The organism is Glaciimonas sp. PCH181, from assembly GCF_003056055.1.
Classification (GTDB): Bacteria; Pseudomonadota; Gammaproteobacteria; order Burkholderiales; family Burkholderiaceae_D; genus Glaciimonas.
Genome location: NZ_PYFP01000001.1, coordinates 2502511 through 2523844 on the forward strand (window position 1 = coordinate 2502511; position 21334 = coordinate 2523844).

The 21334-nt window shown below is 50.6% G+C and carries 18 protein-coding genes; 1 reads left to right on the top strand and 17 read right to left on the bottom strand.

The window, feature by feature from the left end:
* Positions 1-101: 101 nt before the first annotated feature.
* The 13 genes from C7W93_RS11435 to C7W93_RS11495 form a co-directional block, all read right to left on the bottom strand.
* Complete coding sequence (locus tag C7W93_RS11435; RefSeq protein ID WP_108440114.1) at positions 102-2141, bottom strand: acetyl/propionyl/methylcrotonyl-CoA carboxylase subunit alpha; 2040 nt, start codon at positions 2139-2141, stop codon at positions 102-104.
* A 90-nt stretch (positions 2142-2231) separates the two neighbouring features.
* On the bottom strand, positions 2232-3839 hold the full coding sequence (locus tag C7W93_RS11440; protein WP_108440115.1) for a carboxyl transferase domain-containing protein: 1608 nt from the start codon (positions 3837-3839) through the stop codon (positions 2232-2234).
* Between the two features lie 219 nt (positions 3840-4058).
* Positions 4059-5318 (bottom strand): DUF1329 domain-containing protein, encoded by a 1260-nt coding sequence (locus C7W93_RS11445; protein WP_108440625.1) that lies wholly within the window; start codon positions 5316-5318, stop codon positions 4059-4061.
* A 74-nt stretch (positions 5319-5392) separates the two neighbouring features.
* Positions 5393-6844: a DUF1302 family protein gene (locus C7W93_RS11450; protein WP_201747198.1), complete on the bottom strand. Its 1452-nt coding sequence runs from the start codon at positions 6842-6844 to the stop codon at positions 5393-5395.
* A gap of 392 nt (positions 6845-7236) precedes the next feature.
* Complete coding sequence (locus C7W93_RS11455; RefSeq protein WP_108440116.1) at positions 7237-9648, bottom strand: RND family transporter; 2412 nt, start codon at positions 9646-9648, stop codon at positions 7237-7239.
* Positions 9649-9699: 51 nt separating this feature from the next.
* On the bottom strand, positions 9700-10641 hold the full coding sequence (locus tag C7W93_RS11460; protein WP_201747199.1) for a YCF48-related protein: 942 nt from the start codon (positions 10639-10641) through the stop codon (positions 9700-9702).
* A gap of 668 nt (positions 10642-11309) precedes the next feature.
* Complete coding sequence (locus C7W93_RS11465; RefSeq protein ID WP_108440118.1) at positions 11310-12242, bottom strand: catechol 2,3-dioxygenase; 933 nt, start codon at positions 12240-12242, stop codon at positions 11310-11312.
* A gap of 94 nt (positions 12243-12336) precedes the next feature.
* Positions 12337-13380, bottom strand: coding sequence for a 4-hydroxy-2-oxovalerate aldolase (gene dmpG / locus C7W93_RS11470; RefSeq protein WP_108440119.1), 1044 nt, complete (start codon positions 13378-13380; stop codon positions 12337-12339).
* A complete protein-coding gene (locus C7W93_RS11475) occupies positions 13377-14297 on the bottom strand; it encodes an acetaldehyde dehydrogenase (acetylating) (RefSeq protein WP_108440120.1) in 921 nt (306 codons plus the stop codon). Before C7W93_RS11475 ends, dmpG begins: the two co-directional genes overlap by 4 nt.
* Positions 14284-14532 (bottom strand): 2-hydroxymuconate tautomerase family protein, encoded by a 249-nt coding sequence (locus C7W93_RS11480; RefSeq protein WP_108440121.1) that lies wholly within the window; start codon positions 14530-14532, stop codon positions 14284-14286. Before C7W93_RS11480 ends, C7W93_RS11475 begins: the two co-directional genes overlap by 14 nt.
* Positions 14533-14682: 150 nt before the next feature.
* Complete coding sequence (gene dmpH, locus C7W93_RS11485) at positions 14683-15501, bottom strand: 2-oxo-3-hexenedioate decarboxylase (RefSeq protein WP_225869812.1); 819 nt, start codon at positions 15499-15501, stop codon at positions 14683-14685.
* Positions 15498-16295, bottom strand: a complete 798-nt coding sequence (gene dmpE / locus C7W93_RS11490; RefSeq protein ID WP_108440122.1) for a 2-oxopent-4-enoate hydratase — start codon at positions 16293-16295, stop codon at positions 15498-15500. Before dmpE ends, dmpH begins: the two co-directional genes overlap by 4 nt.
* A 17-nt stretch (positions 16296-16312) precedes the next feature.
* Complete coding sequence (locus C7W93_RS11495) at positions 16313-17773, bottom strand: 2-hydroxymuconic semialdehyde dehydrogenase (RefSeq protein WP_108440123.1); 1461 nt, start codon at positions 17771-17773, stop codon at positions 16313-16315.
* A 139-nt stretch (positions 17774-17912) separates the two neighbouring features.
* On the opposite strand from C7W93_RS11495, the gene C7W93_RS25260 reads away from it, so the two are divergent.
* Entirely contained in the window at positions 17913-18044 is a 132-nt protein-coding gene (locus C7W93_RS25260) for a hypothetical protein (protein ID WP_255419133.1), read from the top strand.
* Here the strand turns inward: C7W93_RS25260 and C7W93_RS11500 are convergent.
* From C7W93_RS11500 to C7W93_RS11515, 4 genes are read right to left on the bottom strand one after another with little or no spacing between them, the layout of a single operon-like run.
* A complete protein-coding gene (locus C7W93_RS11500; RefSeq protein WP_108440124.1) occupies positions 18041-19102 on the bottom strand; it encodes an NADH:ubiquinone reductase (Na(+)-transporting) subunit F in 1062 nt (353 codons plus the stop codon). The genes C7W93_RS25260 and C7W93_RS11500 overlap by 4 nt on opposite strands.
* A 12-nt stretch (positions 19103-19114) precedes the next feature.
* Positions 19115-19474, bottom strand: coding sequence for a phenol hydroxylase subunit P4 (locus C7W93_RS11505; protein WP_108440125.1), 360 nt, complete (start codon positions 19472-19474; stop codon positions 19115-19117).
* A 13-nt stretch (positions 19475-19487) separates the two neighbouring features.
* Positions 19488-21035, bottom strand: coding sequence for a YHS domain-containing protein (locus C7W93_RS11510; RefSeq protein WP_108440126.1), 1548 nt, complete (start codon positions 21033-21035; stop codon positions 19488-19490).
* A gap of 31 nt (positions 21036-21066) precedes the next feature.
* A complete protein-coding gene (locus tag C7W93_RS11515) occupies positions 21067-21333 on the bottom strand; it encodes an MmoB/DmpM family protein (RefSeq protein WP_108440127.1) in 267 nt (88 codons plus the stop codon).
* Position 21334 lies beyond the last annotated feature (1 nt).

Sequence of the window (21334 nt, forward strand, 5' to 3'; positions counted from 1 at the left end):
TATAAGATTTTTTTTTGTGCAATACGTGACGCTTACGTCAGTCAATTGCTGCCTCTATGACGAATTCGTCGGGTTGGCTATCCGCAGTGTCTCAACCTCACTTACTGCGCGACCAGCCGTAATAACTGCGTGCCATCCGCGACCTGATCGCCCACTTCAAACAGTATTTCCTCAATCACGCCCGCGCCAGGTGCTGAAATGGTGTGTTCCATTTTCATCGCTTCCATCACCAATAACGGCGCACCCTGTTCGACGGTATTGCCTTTCCTGACGTGAATGGCGACGATTTTGCCCGGCATCGGGGCAGTCAGGCGACCGCCTTCGATTTCGGCTTCCCCGGCATGTGCCATTGGGTCGGTATAGACCAGCGTGGTATGGGTGCCTGCGGTAAAGATATGAAACGTGTCGGCTTCACGTACCACCGTGCCGCGTACCGTTTGACCGTCCAGTGTCAGGGTGAAATTCTTGCCAGCATTGCCTGACGTTTGATCATTCTCCTTCTGGGCCACGATGCGTATTACGGCGCTATTCGCACTGGTATTGATGGTGTAGTGCGTCCGGTGATAACCGATGTGAAGCGCATAATGTTGCGCTTCATTAGCGTAGGTGACTGCACGCTGCAAGACGCTATTAAGACGCCAACCGGTGGTAGCGGACCATGGATTCGCGGCGTTGGTGGTGCGCTGTTCGGCATCGAGCAACGCGGCGCTTGCCAGCGCCAGCACGGGTAATGAGGCCACCGGCGTGGGTGGAAACAAGACCTCCTGATTACGCTCTATTAATCCGGTATCCAGATCAGCTGTTGAGAATGCGGTGCTGCCGATCAAGCGTTGCAGAAACGCAATATTAGTCGCCACGCCGACGACTTGATATTCCGCCAGTGCCTGCGCCATGCGTGCCAAGGCTTCGGCGCGGGTCGCGCCCCAAACAATCAGCTTGGCGATCATCGGATCATAAAAAGGTGAAATTGTGTCACCTTCACGCACGCCGGAATCAATCCGAACGGCCACTGGCTGGTTATTGTCCGGATTGTCGTTGCGGGTAAAAGTGACCGCTGACGGCGTGCGCACATGGCGCAAAATGCCGATCGACGGCAAAAAGCCTTTGTCCGGATTTTCTGCATAAATCCGCGCTTCAATTGCATGACCGTTGATCTGCAATTGCGCTTGCGTCAATGGCAGCGGTTCGCCCGCTGCGACCCGTAATTGCCACTCGACCAGATCGGTACCGGAAATCATTTCGGTCACCGGATGCTCGACTTGTAACCGCGTGTTCATTTCCATGAAGTAGAACGCGCCGTCCTGATTGACGATGAATTCCACCGTCCCCGCGCCGACATAGCTGACCGCCTTGGCTGCGGTGACCGCCGCGTGACCCATGGCACTGCGGCGTTGGTCGCTCATACCCGGTGCCGGGGCTTCTTCAAGCACTTTTTGATGGCGGCGCTGCACCGAACAATCGCGTTCAAACAGATAGACACACTCACCCTGCTGATCGGCAAATACCTGAATTTCGATATGGCGGGGGCGGTTCAAATACTTTTCGACCAACACCTTATCATCGCCAAAGCTGCTGATTGCTTCGCGCTTGCAAGAGACCAACGCGTCCTTGAAGTCAGCACTTTTTTCAACGATGCGCATGCCTTTGCCGCCACCGCCAGCGCTGGCCTTGAGCAAGACCGGATAGCCCATGCTGTCAGCTTGCGTGTGCAAAAAGTCCGCGTCCTGCCTCTCGCCGTGGTAACCCGGCACCAATGGCACATCGGCCTGTTCCATCAAGGTTTTAGCGGCGGACTTGGAGCCCATCGCATCAATCGCCGATGCCGGCGGGCCGATAAAGACGATACCTGCGGTTTCGCAAGAGCGGGCAAAGGCCGCGTTTTCCGACAGAAAGCCATAGCCGGGATGGATCGCCTGCGCGCCGGTCGCTAACGCCACGGCCAGAATCACGTCCGCTTTCAAATAACTATCGCGGGCCGCGGACGGGCCGATCAGTACCGCCTCATCGCACATCGCCACATGCTTGGCGTGGGCGTCGGCTTCGGAGTAAACGGCGACCGTTTGTATGCCCAAACGACGGGCGGTGGCGGCGACGCGGCAAGCGATTTCGCCACGATTGGCGATTAGGATTTTGGTGAACATGGCGTACTTTCGAGAAGAATAGGCGTGGTGGCGAAGGATGGCTAAACTGCGATGAGGTCCGAGAATTAATTCCGGATTTACATCCGCGCACTACATCCTAAATACGCCAAATGTCGTCTTCCGAATTGGCGCATTTAACGCCGCACTCAGTCCCAATCCCAGCACCGTCCGGGTATCGGCCGGATCGATCACGCCATCGTCCCATAAGCGTGCGCTGGCGTAATACGGATGACCTTGCACCTCGTACTGATCCTTGATCGGTTGCTTGAACACGGCTTCTTGGTCCGCACTCCAGCTACCGCCTTTGGCCTCGATGCCGTCGCGTTTTACGGTTGCCAATACGCCGGCGGCCTGCTCGCCGCCCATGACCGAAATCCGGGCATTCGGCCACATCCATAAGAAACGCGGCGCGAAAGCGCGTCCGCACATGCCGTAGTTACCGGCACCAAAACTGCCACCGATGATGACAGTGAATTTCGGCACCGCAGCAGTTGAAACGGCGGTGACCATCTTGGCACCGTTGCGGGCAATGCCCTCGTTCTCGTATTTTTGTCCGACCATAAAACCATTGATATTTTGCAGGAACACCAGCGGAATCTTGCGCTGGCAGCATAGTTCGATAAAGTGCGTGCCTTTGAGCGCGGACTCAGAAAATAAAATGCCGTTGTTGGCGATGATCCCGACCGGAATGCCGTGAATATGCGCAAAGCCGCACACCAGCGTGGTGCCATAGCGCGCTTTGAATTCATCGAATTCACTACCGTCAACAATCCGCGCAATGACTTCGCGCACATCAAATGGTTTTCTGGCGTCGGTCGGAATGATGCCGTACAGTTCCTCTGCGGCAAACAATGGTGCTACCGGTTCACGCAATGCCATCTGCGATACTTTAGTACGATTCAAATGCGAGACGATGGTGCGCGCCAGCGACAGCGCGTGCAAATCATTTTGTGCCAGATGATCGGCCACACCGGATAAACGCGTGTGCACATCACCACCGCCCAACTCTTCGGCGCTGACGATCTCACCGGTTGCGGCCTTAACCAACGGCGGTCCGGCCAGAAAGATGGTGCCCTGTTCCTTGACGATAATCGATTCATCGCTCATCGCCGGCACATACGCGCCCCCTGCGGTACACGATCCCATGACCACGGCAATTTGCGGAATGCCCTTGGCCGACAAATTAGCCTGATTATAAAAAATCCGTCCAAAATGATCGCGGTCGGGAAAAACCTTATCCTGGTTCGGCAAATTAGCGCCGCCCGAATCCACCAAATAAATACAAGGCAAATTGTTCTGATCAGCAATCTCTTGCGCCCGCAAATGCTTCTTGACGGTCATCGGATAATAAGTACCGCCCTTGACAGTGGCGTCGTTACAGACGATCACGCATTCCAGCCCGCTGACACGTCCGATACCGGTGATGAGACCGGCTGATGGGGCTACGTTGTCGTACATTGCATATGCCGCCAACTGCGAGAATTCCAGAAACGGCGTGCCAGGGTCAAGCAGCATCTGCACCCGGTCACGCGGCAGCAATTTACCACGTGCAACGTGTTTAGCGCTGGCTGCGACACCGCCACCTTCGGCAATCCGGGCAACCTTAGCGTGCAGATCGTCGACAATTAATTGCATAGCGGCACTGTTGGCGTTGAAATCGTAGGAGCGGGGGGATAGTTTTGAAGTGAGAATTGTCATGGTAGGTATTTAATTATTTTGTGTATCTGCGAGCCCTATCAAATCAACGCAGAAAAATTCAAGTCGTGTAGGTTTGTATCGCGCTATAGACCACACAGGCCAAATCGGATGACTACAATCGTGATAAAACTGACTCGGTCGTCAGGGGGACACGCGCGAATAGGAATACTGAACGGACTCTGCGCCACCAAAAAAAATCGGCGCAGAGCTTATCCGCTTTTACTGCAATGTTTCGAGAATATCTGCGTTGAAGGTTGTCGCGTTCAGCCCGGTATCATTGACACCTGGCGTCATATAAAACGTCACGTGCTGGGCCTTAAGATCTGCGTATTCACCACCGGCAACTGAAATATATTTCATGCCCGACTTGGCTCCGCGACGTTGCTCGAAGTGATAGTTCTGCCAACGCCAAAATTCTCCTTTTTTATCGTAAGCTTCGCCGTAATAAATAACATTGGTATTCACATCTTCATACACGATTTTCTTGCTGTATGGATGCTCAGGAGGTGGAGTTCCCTCAACGACCCACACTTCAACAGGCGTCACGCCTTGCACTGATTGGGCAATCGGATCGCTGTAGTCAATTTGCGGCCATTCTCCAGCTGTTCCGGCTTTAGATGTCACTCGCGCTGCATTGACCTTTGAGTAGTCGATATTGGCAAGAATCCAGCGTTTTCCGAGCAGTTTGATGGATTTATATTTCGAAGGACGCGAGTTCCAGATGTTGATATCGTCATTAATAAAATCGAAACCGCCGACGTTATCCATCCACGCATTTCCCGATAGTCGACGAATGCGTCGCGCAGATTTAATATACGCCCACTGATCATCCGGTTTACCGGCAATGTCATATTGCGTTGTAAATGTACCGACACCCTTCAGATCTTGCGGCGTTAAAGCAACCAAAACCAACTTGTTCAGCACATCTTTATCGGAAAACGCACTATCGCCATCCCACAAGCGTCCCTTGTTATAAATCCGTTGATAGGTCCAGCGTGAACTGGATTCATAACCACTTTTATTCGCCAATGTGAACATCACATCTTGATTAATATCCGATCCGGTTGACGCGCCATAATAGTAATTCCAGATGACTTTATCGCCGGCAAAAGGATCTGCCGGATCGATGTCTGGAAACGGCTTGCCTGCCACGTAGCCGGTTACTTCTCGCGTCTGAGTATTAAATTTAACCTGCCCTGAATATTTTTTTGTGGCCTCCCAATACTTTGCATCCAGCACGAGCGGCGGGCTTTTTACTAAGGGATATTTTTTGTTGTGATTACGCACAAACCACGCCATCTTTTCGGTCAGAAGATCACTAATCTTATGGCCCATAAAGGTGTCGTTCTGGATACTGTCAATGTTGGCTTTGCTAATGACAGTACCCTCGGGTAATTCTGCCGCAAATAGCGGCGAACTCATTGCGAGCAAGCTAGCTACCAACAGGGCTTTGGGATATCGCAAATTAGGGATAGGCATTATTTTAGTTCTCTTTTTTGAAACGCATGAATCAAACAGGGCGATGTTATGCATTGCGGATTTCCTTTTCTTTATCAGAACTGATAGGTCGCACGGAGGGTGGCGTAGTTGTGATTATTGAGCGCGGCAAAACCAGAGCTTTGGTTGCCAGGATCAGAGATATTATTGGTGCGCGCATTTTGCGAATAGAAAAATACTGCATCGGCTGAAAGACGCCAATGGTTGCCAATATTGTAGGAGACGCTAGGAATTAAAAAGGCATTTCGGGCCTGAAACTCGGCTCCAGCCGCCACTTGATATGTTAACCGCGAGTTCATATACGGAAACTGAATAAAAGCTGTTCCGATGGTGCTGTGCTTCCTCAGTTTGGCCGCCGAACTAACCGCTGCGACTGCATCGTCATTATTGTTAAAATTCTGAATCCAGGTGTCAAAAATTTGCGCCGAAGCGAAAGAAGGACCGTTGGTACCGAACCAATTCTGCAAACGTAATTGCTTATCCACGCGAAACGTCGTTTGGATGACATCTTTTTTAACGATTGGCCCCATCACTCCAGCATTATTCGGTATCTGGAAAAAGCCTCCAGTATTGGGTGTGCCGCTGACATTTGAGTTCGAATTGAATAAACGACCAAACTGATAAGCCAGTTCAAAATTAAGAATCGCATCCAGAGGTTTACTTTCAGCACTAACACTGAAACCCAGGACGTCAATGATCGGGTAAATCCAATCGCCATATGCCTTATTAGTCGGTGCCTGTTGGTAATACAAGCCCTTTACGCAACCAGTTGAATCCCGTTGGGCCGCTCCGGCGAATACGCCGCAAGGATTAAGAACAAAATCTGGTTGAAATACGCGTTGATAACCCACTGCATAATTTAGACTCCCCGCCTCTCCCGACCAACGAAGTGCTCCGGTAACATCTTTGGCTCTCCCCGAAGGATGATCGTAATTGAATTGGGTAGCGTAGGCGAGATAATCAACGCCCATGTTCGGCGACCCACTCCATCGGCCACCGTAAATATCGTAGGTATTTCCGATATCTTTGTTACGGTCCCAACCGGGCCGAACCACAACCTGTAGCGTGCCCTGAGCCTCGGGGATGGCGATCTTGACGTTTGCCATAATCAGAGGTTTCCGCAGTTCGTCACTTTCAGGTTCACCAAATAAACGCCAGCGATAATCAAACCCGTGCAGCAAGTCGTTTGGATGAAAAAAATCGGTTTCCCCAAATACAACTTGCTGTTTGCCCAGCCTTACCGTCACGCGTTCGCCCACCTTGAAATCAGCATAAAATTCGCGCAACTCCTCTTGGTCGTATTGGCCGCGCACACTGCAACCGGGCCCGGTTGGTGAACCGGCGATCGTGGCGCTGTAGCAAGAGCGATCTTGAAGATTCTTCTCATAGGAGGTGATGAGCTCGCGATCAGCCCGTCCGACTGCACGCCAAGTGATGGGGCCGGTCCTGAAATCCGCGGCAAGTTCAATACTACCGCGAGCCATCATGAGCTTGCCTTTGCCACCCAAAGCACTAAATGCAGGTTGGCCGGGTAAAGGCGAGGTCTGATCACGATTATCTTGTAAGTTCCATGACAACCAAGTCCGCACGAAACCGCCGATCTTGAAATAGTTCTGACTAATCGTGTCGTTCGGTGTAGTTGCAGCCGCAACCAGTGGACTGTTATCAGGCGTCAACGTATTTTCATCGGCAGCCAGCGCACTCGTTCCCACAGATCCCAGTAAAATTGCCAACGCTGAAATCACTTTCAACGGTTGCGTATTTCTGGTTTTTTTTTCTTTCTATTTTCATTATGTCTCCCACCTCGTTATTGTTCGTATATTTTTAAAAAAAACACCTTTAGCAAACGCCTTATGCGCTCGCTCATGCCTCCACTGCCAAAATGAGATTTTTCAAATCGTTAGGGTGTATTGACGATAGCCGTCACGACCTGACTTTCCAAAGCGCTACGGGAATCCGAGGCATTAGCTTTAGCATCAGCCTTCCTTTTGCCAACCACAAACTCAGGACGGAAAACGTAAACCATTGCTGGCACAATGAACAAAGCACTAAACGCCGAAATAAATAACCAGATCGCCATCAAAATCCCCATTTCAGCCTGGAATCTCAACGATGATGCAAACCACAGCACGACACTGGTCGTCAGCGTCAGAGAAGTAATGAGCACGCCCTTACCTGCGGTACGCAAGGCACGGGCAATCGCAGCTTTAAGATCATCATGGTGGTGTAATTCTTCACGGATCGCGTCGACGACATAAAACGCGTAATCAACACCTAAACCGATACCCAGAGCGGCGACCGGCAGCGTACTTAGCGTCATACCGATCCCGTGCCAGGCCATAACACTGAAAGTAATCGTGTTTGAAATAAGCACCGGCACCAGGAAAAAAATACCGGCCCGCGTTGACCGGTAGGCTACAGTGCAACAGATAACAAGCACCAGCAGCGCAAATGCGATGCTCTCAATCTGACCTGAAAAAATAACTTCATTGACGGCGGCGGTAATGCCGACCAATCCGCCCGCCAACACGTATTTACCATGCTCAACCGGATTGTCAGCGATAAAATTCTTTAGTCGGGAAATTGCGGTACGTATCGTGTCACCGCGGTGATCTTTGAAGAAAAAGGTAACCGGGGCGAACTGAAGCTGCGGCGTCATAAACCGGGCGGCATCTCCAGAATCTGGCGCCCACATATAAAATAACTCGGCATTTTCGGTTGCTGTTTTGCCCGACCGACGATAGCGCGGGTTATCTTCGCGTAGAACCTGATTGACGATAGGTAAAACATCGGCAACCGACAGGCTGCCCCCAATCTGAGGTTGCGCGCCCATGAATCGCTGCATCGACGACATGCTCGCTAGTACCGCAGGTTCCTTGACATCACCGGGCTTCTCGCCCGAAAAAACCACGTACATGCGGTCTGCGCCCTGAAACTGACGGTTAATATCTGCCGCATCACGGTTATAACGCGAGTCCTGCCAAAGGATTGGCGATCCCGCATCGGCATCTCCAACCTGCAAGTTAAACGCGTACAAGCCAGAGCCGATAAAAATCACCGCCGCACCCACTAAGACAACATAGCGCCAGCCGGACGTGGTCACGTAAATACAAAAACTCAATACCCGTTCGAGCAGCTTTGAGATATTAATAGGATGCGCATAACCGTTAGAAATGTTGACCCAAGACAGCAACACAGGTGTCATCACACAAGCGCAAATCGAAATCGTTAGTACCCAAATGGTTCCAATCAATGCGATTTTTTGCATAAGTGGAATTGGCGTTAGTACCACCACTATCATGCAACCGGCGTCTGCGATGACGCCCAACATGCCTGGTTTGAATAACTGCAGCATTGCCGAACTAGCTGCCGCCTTGGTGGAAGGGACGCCAGCCGCCAACTCATCACCAAATCGCGTTACCAATTGTACTGAGTGCGATATCGAGCGCGCTGTGATCAGAAATGCGATTACGATCACCAGCGGATCAAGATTAAATCCAATCAGTTGTGCCGCACCCAATGCCCAAACTGAACTGGTCAGTCCTGCTAGTAAAGGCAGGAGGGTGCCACGCCAAGTGCGGGCAGTCAGAAATAACAGCGCCAGCAGGCAAGCCAGGGTGGTCAGAAAGATGCGGATGGTTTCAGGCACATAATGGTTAACCCAACCGAATAATATCGGCTCACCGACGACACTGACACGCACGCCATCGCCCACGAAGGAATCAGCGAGAGTCATAATCTGTGGAAAAATTTTGTTGTAGTCGATCGCATTTTCATAAAAATCGACTGTAATCAGCGCGGCTTTCAGGTCTGGGGACACATATGAGCCGTAGATCAAAGGACTATTTAACACCTTGCTCTTGAGTACTTCCATCTCCGCTGCGGTGTGGGGTACGTTGGGAAACATCACCGGCTTAGTTTCGATGGAATCTGTTGTCGCCTTGATTTCTTTTAACTTGCTAGAAGCCAGCGAAAGAATTTGAAATGGATTGACGCCGTCTACCAGCGCCAGATCATTCGTCAATTTTTTTATTTTCTCCAGCACCGGCGTTTGAAAAATATCACCCTTGTCGATTTCCAGCTTGATGCTGACCATGTTAGAGCCGCCAAAATCTTGACGGAATTGCTTATTGACCTGTACATAGGGATGGTTTTGCGGGAGTAAGTCGTCAAATACAGTCTTGACCTTAATCTGTACCGCAAAAAAAGCCATTATCAGCGTCGCTATTGTGAATGCCACCGTTACGCTTACACGCCGCTGAATACAAGCGTCGACGAAAAACGCGAGCTTGCTAAATACTTTATCTTTCATATTCGTCTCTTTTTATAATTGACCGACTCTTGATTGGTCTTTATGTAATTTTTATAGTGCGCTGGCGGCAGCGATCGCCACCCTGGCACCAGATAAAAGATAATGATTTCCTTGCGTGGCAATAGCGGTGTACCAGCTTCTATCGAGCGTCGATAGCCGCGTCGATTTCCAGTTATGCGCGTCCGCATCTCCGATTAAAATGATGCCACTACTACCAACTGCCAACCAGCGATTACCATCCCAAATCACTTTGAAGAGATGTTCCGACGAAGGCGATTTTTCTTCTTTCCAACTTTGCCCTCCGTCCTCCGTTAGCAGAATGACACCACCCAAACCCACAGCAATGCCACTATTTGCATCCTTGAATGCCACTGACATAAGGCTACTTTTAACGGGGTCGGATACACCATGCCAGGTCACACCATCATCTTCAGACTTGGACATTTGCCCAAACTCGCCTACCAGTAGGACCCATCCTGGCCCAAACGAAATATCGTTCCAGGCCGCATCTTCAGCAATACCGACTTGACTCCACGTATCGCCATAATCGGTTGACCGTAAAACACTTCCGGCCTCTCCAATTGCCCAAGCTATTCCGCCTTCAAGAGTCTTCACGCGTAATAAATTGTTTGATATTTTGGATGCGGGTATTTCTATCGTGCGCCAGGATTTTCCTGCGTCTGATGTCACCACAACGATGCCGCTGTTTCCGACGGCCACGGCCCTCTGGGTATCCCATGCGGAAATATCTTGTAGAGTCTCGGTGCTTTTGGTGGTTTGTAAGCGCCAGGTGTCGCCGCTATTTTCCGTAAAAGCTATTTTGCCGTTACTGCCGACCACCCAAGCCTTGGAATCGCCCGTAACAGAGACGCCATAGAATCCTTCTCCCCGGGCAAAGACCGGGAGCGATACTGCGTCGCCTTTTGGATGTGGCTTAACAAAGAGTGCTGCATATAACAGCCCGCCTACAATCAGAAGCGGGAGCGTAGACATGAATATTTTAAAAACGGGTTTCATCTTTTACTTTCTACTTTTGAACCGAAATATTCATCGTGACAATACTTTGATTACTGCACATGTAAGGCGCCGTATTGCTGTCACCTTATTGCGACCACTTTGAGTACATCCTATTTTTTGAAGTCATTACTGTCCAATGCTTTATTAATCGATGCGCAATACCTTTTAGGTAATGTCTCTACCGCCGCATCTTCACCACGACTGGTTCACGCGCCAAAAAACATGCGCAGGTACCGCAAGGGACACGCAACTCGGGCGCACCCGAATAGTATTTAGGGCAAAAAATACGCCAATGACGATGTGGTGGATTTTTTGAGAGATCTTGAACGTTAAGAATGCGTGCCATTCAAGCGTATGAATTGTTAGGGCACAGCGTACAGTTCACGTTTCACGCGATTTATATCGAACTAAATTTTTTTAACAGCGCAAAAATTCAACCGCCCGCAAATCGGCGAGGCGTCACCGCAGCAACCCCCTCTTTGCGATGCCAATGCGGTGTTGATGGCATGTACCGCAAAAAATTCAGGATGCGAAACCGGAAGGCATGTGGGTGCCCTATGATAACGGCATGTTCCGCACCCCCCGCTTCAGAGAAGCAGAGGCTTGTTCACATCTGAATCTTGCGGTGGTGCGTCGTTAACTTATCAGGTTAAAACGGTGAAAAAAGTTTCTCGCATCGTATTGTCCTGAGAGAACCCGGCCGCTGCAACTTCACTGGAATCCCAAGTCAATAATGGCGTATCCGGGTAGTGCACATAGCCCCCAGTGAACACCTCATTACGATTACCGGACGGATCGAAAAAATATATCGTCGCTCCACGTGTAATACCGTGGCGATTGGTACTCACCTCGACCGGTATCCGGTATTTTCCAATCAGGTCCGCCGCATGCACCAGATCGGTAACAGACTCCAGCAGAAACGATACGTGATGAAATTTGTTCGGCTCTGGTTGCAATACAAAAGCAATGTCATGCGGCTTGGTGGAACAGCTGACGAACAACGCAAGCGATGCTTTTGACTCCGCATCGATAAGCCGTTCTGTCATATCGAACTCAAATACCTCCTGGAAAAGCCGCGCATTTTCATCAATATTTACGCCACCTAACAACACATGGTCAATTCTGTTGATGCGGAAACCACGGATCACCCCCTCCTCGGGCATCACACCAGGATTGGTGGTGCCAAGTGTATTACCGATCTGTTCCTTTTCAGCATATAGATGCATGTGATGACCGCTCGGTAGTACAAACGCCAATCGCCGCCCACTTTTCGGATAGACGCCTGCCGCGATGCGCTCAACCGGCAGGCCAAACGCAGTGATCCGGCGCTCCAGGTCGGAAAGAGTTTTATCGTCATAGACTTTAAACGCAAAGTAATCCATGCCGGCTGAATCCGCCTCGCGCAGCACAATACAATGATGGTCGTGCTCATCCCATGCCTTGTAATAAACACTTCCTGCAGTATCGGTCATCACCTCAATTAAACCCATGTGATCACCATAATGCCGACGCGATGCCGCCATATCTAACACCCGGATGCAGACTTCACCTAACCGTAAAACGCCTCGTAATGCCATTTCTGTCTCCTCATTATTATGTAGTACGGAAAGTAACAACGCGTGATGTCTGACTACCGACTACAGTGCGGATTTCCGCCTTGTTTTGACTTTATTAAGCGACTGCATTGAGTAAGCCACGCTCCTTTGCCATGGTCATCGCGGTGTCTTCAATCATATCTTCCTGCCCGCCTATCAAATTTCTACGTGCGATTTCAATTAAAATGTCACGCGCCGGTACGCCATATTTTGCGGCAGCTTTTTTAGCAGGGTGCAAAAACGTCGAGTACACACCGGCATAACCAATCGTGAGTGACTCTCGATCTACGCGGACCAACGTGTCCATCAGCGGCACGATGATTTCTTCAGCGACATCCATCATTTTGAACAAGTCAACGCCCGTTTCGATACCCATACGCTCGCAGACCGCTGCAAATACTTCTAATGGCGTATTCCCAGCGCCAGCACCCAAACCACCGACAGAACCGTCTATGCGGTTGGCACCGGCTTCAATAGCGGCGATCGAGTTGGCAATTCCCATCCCCAAATTATGATGACCATGAAAGCCGAGTTCGGTCTCGGGCTTTAATGCACCACGCAAAAGGCTAATACGGGCCTTGACGTCTTCCGGCAGCATATAGCCAGCTGAGTCAGTGACGTAAATGCAATTCGCGCCATAAGATTCCATCAGCAAACCTTGCTGAACCAAGCCTTCCGGTGAATTAAGGTGGGCCATCATCAGGAACCCGGTCGTATCCATGTCAAGATTTCTGGCGCAGGCTATATGCTGTTCAGAGACATCGGCTTCGGTGCAATGGGTCGCAACATGCACGCTATGCGCGCCACAGGCACGAGCCGAACGCAATTGCGCCATGCTACCCAGACCGGGCACCAGTAATACTGACACCTTGGCCCGCTTGAGCATTGGGATGACAGCGTTCAAGTATTCTTCATTGGTATGTAGCGCCCGTCCCAGATTCAACGAATGGCCACCTAACCCATCACCGTGAGTCACTTGAATCAACGGCACACCGGCATCATCGAGCGCGGTCGCCACACGCACCATCTCAGCCAATGTCATCTGGTGTCGCTTCGGATGCATACCGTCGCGCAAACACATATCGTGCAGAAATACTTTCCGTCCTTTTAAGGATGTCATGCGACCTCCATTTTTTTAGGCATCAATGTCAATTTTCCAGAAAGAATTTCTTCAGCAAACATTTCAGCAGTGCGGGTTGCAGCGGCGGTCATGATGTCGAGATTACCGGCGTAAGTAGGCAGGTAGTCGCCCAGGCCTGCTACTTCCATAAAGACCGAAACCTGCCGTCCCTCAAATACAGGGCCATTAATCAGCCGATAGCCAGGCACATACTTTTGAACCTCTTTAATCATCGCCAACACCGATGCAATAATTGCCGGCTGATCAGGCTCGTCTTCAGTTTCACAGTAAATCGTATTACGCATCATCATGGCTGGCTCGGCTGGATTGATGATCGCCATTGCCTTACCCGCCTTAGCGCCGCCAACCTTCTGAATGGCATTGGAGGTGGTACTGGCAAACTCATCCAGATTTTTCCGCGTACCGGGACCTGCGGTCCGGGATGAAATACTGGCAATGATTTCGCCGTATTCGACCGTCTGTACGCTTGACACGGCATATACGATCGGTATGGTTGCTTGGCCTGCACAAGAAATCATATTGACGTTCATTTCACCGCGACCGGCGAGCGAGCGGAGATTAACCGGCGGCACGCACAAGGGTCCAATCGCAGCGGGTGTCAGATCGATCATCATGACGCCCAGCGCGTTCAATTTACGTGAGTTTTCGGCGTGAACATATGCCGAGGTGGCGTCAAACGCAATCTGGATACCGTCTGCAATAATGTGAGGAAGTAAGCCATCGATTCCTTTAGCGGTCGTCTTCAATCCCATTTTTTTGGCAAGCGCGAGGCCTTCAGAATCGGGATCAATGCCCACCATCCACACGGGTGCCAACACCTCACTTCGCATGATTTTATAAATGAGATCGGTGCCGATATTGCCCGACCCAATTAACGCACATTTAATTTTCTTCATCGTATCTCATCTCGATAGCCACGCCAGCATTCTGGTCCTGCGCCATACTGCGTTTTTCTGCAGTCGTTTTACCGGATACGGCAAAATGCTCAGGCAACAATTCGTCAATCAATATCCGCACTTGCTCCGGTTTAACGTCAAGCGCCGTGGTAACAGCGTCAGTAATTCCAGCGATGAGGGCGCGCTTTTGATGAACAGTGCGTCCTTCCATAAGATGAATCTCGATAATTGGCATTATTTTCCCGATTGGCTGGTGAAGCTCTTTTTTATTAATTGCGGTGCGACTATCTAATTCCCGACCGCTTGGACGTTCTTAGATTTTCGCAGTCTCTATACTGCAATAAACTTACTCGACGTCACATGAAATTCCAGCATCTGATCGCAATCAGATAAAACGCATTGAGACACTTCCTAACTCTTGAAACCGCGCAACCACGTGATCTCCCACCTTGACAGCAATCGCTTCCGTAATACCGCCGCTCATGACAAAACTGCCCGATGCCAGTTCTTCCCCTTGTGTATGGAGGATGTTGACCAACCGTGCAATGGCCTCCGCCGGATGATCAAGCACAGCTGCGGCAGCACCGGTTGCTACAATTTCGCCGTTGATCTCCATCACCACACCTAAGGTACGGAGATCGAGATCCTGCGCATAACGCGCTCGCCCGCCCGCTACAAAGCGCGCACTGGAACTGTTATCGGCAATGACGCTCGGCAAATCGAATTTATACGCGGCGAAACGAGAATCGATGATTTCTACCGCTGGCAGCACAAAGTCAGTCGCTGCCAATACATCCTCCCGCGTACAATCGGGACCACGTAGCGTCTTGTTAGTCACAAAAGCGACTTCGCATTCGACCCGTGGATGAATCAGTTCGGCGGTCAAAATAGTGGCATTTTCCGGGCGGGACATGTCGTGGGTCAAAAACCCAATTGCGGGTTCATATACTTTCATCTGCAGCATTTTTGCTTTTGACGTTAGCCCAATCTTCCAACCGATCAATCTGTTCCCGCGTGCCACCCAGCTTCGTCGAAGCGCATTTTGGACGTTATAGGCGTCGGCTACGGTCATCGCAGGAAATTCTTCAGTGAGTAAAGGAATCACCTGATGCCGCGTATGCGCATCGGCAACACGCTCTGCGATCAGACAAACCTCTGCGTCGGTTAAAGTTTGCATTTTTGCGGGGGTCTGAAACTGGTTCATACGGCGCTCTTTCCGGAAAAGGCAACGCTACAACTGCCTAAACCACCAATTGTGCATTCCAGCCGGTCGCCACCGATAATTGGAATGAGCGACGATTGTGATCCCGACAAAATCACTTCACCAGCCTTGAACGAAATACCGAGCGCTCCCAAGGTGTTGGCAAGCCAGGCGACCGCATTTGCGGGAGAACCTTGTACCGCAGCGCCCGCGCCTGTGGACACCAATTCACCATTTTTTTCTACGATCATTCCTGCCAGCGTTATGTCCAGCTGGCGCGGGTCACCACGCGTTTTACCCAACACAAATACGCCGCAGGAGGCGTTATCGGCGACTGTATCCTCGATTTTTATTTTCCAGTCGGCGATCCGGGAATCAACGATTTCAAAACATGGCACGACGTAATCGGTTGCCCTGATCACATCCATTGCAGTAATGCCAGGGCCAATTAGATCATGTTTGAGGACAAAAGCCAGCTCGGCCTCGGCCTTTGGCTGGATCAGGGTGCCGAGATCAATGGTGCTGCCATCTTCATATTGCATGGCGGAAGTCAATTGGCCGAAATCCGGTTGGAACACACCGAGAAAATCCTGAATCGCCTTGCTGGTGACACCAATTTTTTTTCCAACAATAGTCTCTCCTGCCTGCACTCGGCGGTCGACCATGCGCTGCTGAATCCGGTAAGCGTCATTCAACGTGATTTCTGGTTCGCGTTCCAGGAACGGTGGCAACGTCGTACAAGTGACCAGCGCTTCATATAATGCATCTCCGTAATTCTGGATTTTTTGGGTATCCATTTCTGCGTCCGGCCTTTTTAAAGTTTAATGCAAACGTTGCGTGTTTCAGTGTAAAACTCCAAAGAATGCACTCCTCCCTCACGGCCGATACCCGACTGCTTCGAGCCGCCGAATGGTGTTCGGAGATCGCGCAGGAACCAGCTATTCACCCACGTGATACCGACTTCTACACGGGCAGCAACGCGATGCGCACGCGAGAGATTCTGAGTCCAGATTGTGGTTGAAAGTCCATATTGCGTGTCATTCGCAAGGTTTACCACTTCGTCTTCGGTGTCGAATGGACGGATATGACAACATGGCCCGAATATTTCTTCGCGCACCACCGTCGCATCATCCGCAAGACCGGTCCAGATGGTCGGCTGCACCCAGGCACCACCTTTTAAATCGCCCGGTAATTTGGGCACGCCACCGCCGGTTACTACTGTGGCACCCTCGTCTACTGCCTGTTGGTAATAGGAGAGCACCTTGCGCTGATGTTCCAAACTAATGAGTGGTCCGTAGGTCACCCCGTGATCTTCAGGTCGTCCGTAATGAACAGCTTCTGCTTTAAGTTTCAGCGCCTGCACAAACTTTTCAAAGATCGGACGCTCAACGTACACCCGCTCGGTCCCGAGGCAGACTTGTCCACTATTTAGAAAAGAGGAGCGGAAGATGCCATCTACCGCCGCATCGAAATCGCAATCGGCAAATACTATCCCGGCATTCTTTCCGCCTAGTTCAAACGAGACGTCGCGCATTCCCTCAGCGGCGGCCTTCATGATCGCAGTACCTGTGCGCGTCTCACCTGTGAAAGTAATCGCATTCACCCCTTGGTGTAATGATAAATACTCTCCTGCCGACCCGGCCCCAAAACCGTGTATGACGTTATAAACCCCTTTTGGAACGCCCACTTTATTCATCACCTCACCCAGCAATGTGGCTGTCAACGGTGTTTCTTCCGACGGCTTCACAATGACGGTATTACCGCATGCCAGCGCTGGTCCGACTTTCCATGTCATCAGCAAAAAGGGTGCATTCCACGGACAAATTACGCCAATGACACCTTTAGGAGAACGGATGGCGTAGTTCAATGCACCCCGGCCATCAGGTGTGGCCATTTGGAACGACTCGGATGCAACGTTTTTTACTACGTCGGCAAACACCTTAAAGTTCGCCGCTCCGCGTGGAATAAACGCATGCGTCATGACGTGGTGCGGTTGCCCTGTATCGGCCATCTCGGCTTCAACAAAATCATCAAAGCGACGCGTGATTTCGTTAGCGACCTCGTATAGCAACTCAGTCCGTTGATCAATACTTAAGCGTCCCCATTCGCCCTGGAGTGCCGCCCGTGCGGCCTTTACCGCGGCATCGATCTCGGCACGCCCTGCTTCAGCTACGCTGGCAATCACTTGACCATCAAGTGGTGAGCGCTTTTCGAATCTTTTTCCACCGCGTGCTGCGGTGAACTCGCCGTTAATAAAGTTCTCTATCTGATGCATACAATGTCGCCTTTTAAAATGTCATTCGGCACTACAACGGGCACTTACGGAGAAGTCGTCTTCGTTGTTTTTGCACCCTTCCCGAACGAAATTTATTCGCTCATGCACGGGTGAAGAGTCGGTCAGTGAAAAGGATTTTATGTTTGGACCTTCATACCGTCAAATACCTTTGTTGCTGAATGTCGATACTTTTTCGGTATTAAATCGCCGCAATAGCTATGTGCGTATGCCTACCGTACCGTCTCTGGAGCAACGACTTGGCGCGTTTTAAATCGTCTTGAATAAGGGGCTGCGAACCTGGAGCGCATCCGCGGCAGAAAAGAATCTCTCTGTATAGATGTCGCGCTCAAATAAGCGGCCTTGCATCAGCGTCGTTATGCACGCATCAATCATCACCGGAGGTCCGCACAGATACGCTTTTTGACCACGAAAATCATTATTGAAGTGCGCCTTGGCCGCCTCATGAACAAAACCTCTGGCGCCGCTCCAGCCATCACCTTCCACCGCGCCGGATATCGCCGCAATGTAAGTAAAATTTGGATGCAACGCCGCCAACTTTTCAAACTCCTCGTGGTAATAAAGTTCGTCGCGACTGCGTGCGCCGTAGATCAATGTCAAAGGCTGCAGGGAACCTGCCGCAATCAAATCCGCAATCATCGATTTGGGACTTGATAACCCTGACCCACCAGCCAGAAACAATGATGGCAATTGTGCCGATTTGCGCACGAAGAAGCGTCCATAGGGGCCACTAAAGTCGACCCGATCACCCACCTTTAATGCCTGATGGATCCACCCAGTAACTTTGCCACCGGGAACACTTCGGATATTCAGTTCGATTTCGCCGTTTTCAGAGGGCGAATTTGCAAGCGAAAATGCGCGTCGCGTTTGCCCGTCCGGCATGTTCAGATTGATATATTGCCCCGCTTGGAAAACGATTCCTTGCGGGTTATCGAGGCGTACCCACACCCCTTTTATTGTCGGCGTCAAATCGGTTATCCGGCTCACCACACCTTCGAAGTCTTGCACCGGTAACACTAAAGCATCAGGATCTTCTTCGATATCGGCATCTATCGTTACATCACTTAGCAGCGTCGCGCAGCAAGCCAGGCATTTCTGCTCTTCCCGCTCGATATCCATGAGCGCAAAAATGGTTGCTTCACCATGCCCGATCTCGCCGTCCATGACCTGCACCTTACACGTGCCGCACACCCCGTGGCAGCATGCATGCGGCAGGTGCAATCCGGCCCGCAAACTGGCGTCCAGAATGGTTTGTCCTTCTTTTACTTCAATCGTGCGGCCCAATGGCTCGATCGTCAGTTGATAACTCATAAGTTCAGCATCCTATATCCCTACCCCTGCCATTCCCTCTTTGCCGGGCGTCTGGAGACGTAGCACGTCTTTATGTTGCAATCCGTTTTCAGCGATGGACTTGGTGCAATCCGGGGTCCACGGTTGACCCGATTTTAGCCAGCGTACCGACCCCCAGTCGATCGCCGAAAAATCAGGATGCACACCGTAGGCTAACGCTAGATGCTTCTCCAGAAGTTCACGGAAAGGTGTTTCTGGCGGCAGGCAAAATACTGTCGGGGCGTAAAACAAAAGATGTTTATCCCAACCAACATAAAGTAATTGCGCGCCATGAAAATTTTCTTTCCGATCCTTGCTATCCACCGGATAAGGTTTAATCGATACGACAGGCATATGTGCTCCTTATTTAATTTTTTGTAGATGCTTGACGCCATTGCGCGAAATTTTTCTGATCTTCCGATCCTTCGAAATCCAAATTATCTTTGCCGAATTTAACGTTCCAATATTCCATGACAGATTTGATCGGATCAAAATCGGGAGCGCTTGGGTCTGCACCTTCAGCGAAGCAATTGCCCTGCGCAATTTGGTGCGCGGGCAGCCATGCCTGGGAATATTTTTCTGGTTCCTTTTCAAAGATGCACTTGCAATGGCTTGAACAGAAATGAAACTTGTCGCCCAGGTAAGTGGACTCGTGATAAGCAATCTGAGTCGGGTCATCAGGCTCCGTAAACATCATCGGGATCTGGCAGGTCTGGCATAGCATCGGCATAGTCTGGCTGTAGAAACGCTCGCCCTTATCTGCTTGTTGCTGCCAAAAATCAATCCGTGGCCGATAATGCTGATCGAACGTGTCTGGATATTTCGATGCCAACCACGTTTTTTCTTCCTCGGTTGGCAGCCAGGTATGGAAATTAGTCATCGCACCCGCGCCGTAGAAGGCCATCCACGCTTGATGCGAAATATGGTCTTTTTCTTTGCGAATTTGCTCGACGCAGGCAGGTACTTTAATGCCGTAACGTGCGAGGTCATTGAAAAGTCCCATCGCATTTTCTTCGAAATAGATTTCCCATGCTTCTTTCCAGCTCATCACACGCTTGGGAAGCATGTAATCCATCATCATCGCGACCAAGGTCAATACTCTGACGCCACGCCATGTCCACTTATCGATCCAGCCTTGCACGATAGGCAAGTTGTCCGGGTCCTGCTCCAGCATGAACTTGATAAATTCCAATCCAAGGGTCATGTGGCGTGCTTCGTCGGACTGCGCCGAGAAGCCGAATGCCATCGCTGACATATCGCCGTTATACGCTGCCCCAGAAATGAATGGAACGAAGACAAGATTGGTCAGCACATACTCAAAAGAAAATCCGATGGCAGTTATAAACTCGAACGGCCCGGCCGTCATCGCATCTTCGAAAAATGATTTCGACACCGACAAGTACCACATCTTGTCGTTCATATTGCGCCAGTCGTGCAAGCCGTTATAGAACTTGTTGTAATTCGACAGGGCGTGAATTTGGGTTTGGGCATGACGAATCTCGTCCAATGATTGCATCTGACACGCCACTGCCGGTCCGACTCCGCGCATCTGCCTGCCAATGTGGGCGAAACCGCGATGGGAGTTGTATTCCAGCGATGGGAAAGCGGACATGATCAATTTCAATGCATTCAAATACCGCGCATCGGTAACGCCGAGATGCCCATTATTTTGTGAAAACGCATCAATAATGGCGTACAGTTTTTTTTCTTTTTCGGCCTGATACTTCCAATAAGAATCCATGGTTAGCCGAAATGGGTCTTCCCATTTATCCCAATCGTGAATCTTGATACCCTCAAACTTCATTAAGGGGTATACGTCATCCATAGACTCATACGTGGTTTCCCATCCCAGGCCGCGTGTCATCAGCGCATACTTTTCTTTTAGTCCCAGCTTTTTCTTGACCTGCATATCCATGCTGCATCTCCCAATTAGTTGACTGTTATAGTTAATTCCAGAACAGAGTAAATTGCTCTTCGGTTTCGTCGACATGACCGGAAATACTGATCATGTGCAGTTGCAACTCTTGCAAATCGAAACTGCGTCCCATTTTTTCCTCGACGGTATCGCGCTTGATCACCATCCTGCCGGGCACGTCTACCTTAAACATGGCAGGCTGTTCATTCACCACCGCCGCGGGGTTATCATCAACAATGGCGGCCACAATTGCGCGGCTTTCGTCACTGGCCTGAAGCGCGATAAATACGTTATACATT

Coding starts and splice junctions, on each gene's coding strand:
- C7W93_RS11435 (WP_108440114.1), bottom strand. CDS start 2,141: ATGTTCACCAAAATCCTAATCGCCAATCGTGGCGAAATCGCTTGCCGC.
- C7W93_RS11440 (WP_108440115.1), bottom strand. CDS start 3,839: ATGACAATTCTCACTTCAAAACTATCCCCCCGCTCCTACGATTTCAAC.
- C7W93_RS11445 (WP_108440625.1), bottom strand. CDS start 5,318: ATGCCTATCCCTAATTTGCGATATCCCAAAGCCCTGTTGGTAGCTAGC.
- C7W93_RS11455 (WP_108440116.1), bottom strand. CDS start 9,648: ATGAAAGATAAAGTATTTAGCAAGCTCGCGTTTTTCGTCGACGCTTGT.
- C7W93_RS11460 (WP_201747199.1), bottom strand. CDS start 10,641: ATGTCTACGCTCCCGCTTCTGATTGTAGGCGGGCTGTTATATGCAGCA.
- C7W93_RS11465 (WP_108440118.1), bottom strand. CDS start 12,242: ATGGCATTACGAGGCGTTTTACGGTTAGGTGAAGTCTGCATCCGGGTG.
- dmpG (WP_108440119.1), bottom strand. CDS start 13,380: ATGACATCCTTAAAAGGACGGAAAGTATTTCTGCACGATATGTGTTTG.
- C7W93_RS11475 (WP_108440120.1), bottom strand. CDS start 14,297: ATGAAGAAAATTAAATGTGCGTTAATTGGGTCGGGCAATATCGGCACC.
- C7W93_RS11480 (WP_108440121.1), bottom strand. CDS start 14,532: ATGCCAATTATCGAGATTCATCTTATGGAAGGACGCACTGTTCATCAA.
- dmpH (WP_225869812.1), bottom strand. CDS start 15,501: ATGAACCAGTTTCAGACCCCCGCAAAAATGCAAACTTTAACCGACGCA.
- dmpE (WP_108440122.1), bottom strand. CDS start 16,295: ATGGATACCCAAAAAATCCAGAATTACGGAGATGCATTATATGAAGCG.
- C7W93_RS11495 (WP_108440123.1), bottom strand. CDS start 17,773: ATGCATCAGATAGAGAACTTTATTAACGGCGAGTTCACCGCAGCACGC.
- C7W93_RS25260 (WP_255419133.1), top strand. CDS start 17,913: ATGTTTGGACCTTCATACCGTCAAATACCTTTGTTGCTGAATGTCGAT.
- C7W93_RS11500 (WP_108440124.1), bottom strand. CDS start 19,102: ATGAGTTATCAACTGACGATCGAGCCATTGGGCCGCACGATTGAAGTA.
- C7W93_RS11505 (WP_108440125.1), bottom strand. CDS start 19,474: ATGCCTGTCGTATCGATTAAACCTTATCCGGTGGATAGCAAGGATCGG.
- C7W93_RS11510 (WP_108440126.1), bottom strand. CDS start 21,035: ATGGATATGCAGGTCAAGAAAAAGCTGGGACTAAAAGAAAAGTATGCG.
- C7W93_RS11515 (WP_108440127.1), bottom strand. CDS start 21,333: ATGTATAACGTATTTATCGCGCTTCAGGCCAGTGACGAAAGCCGCGCA.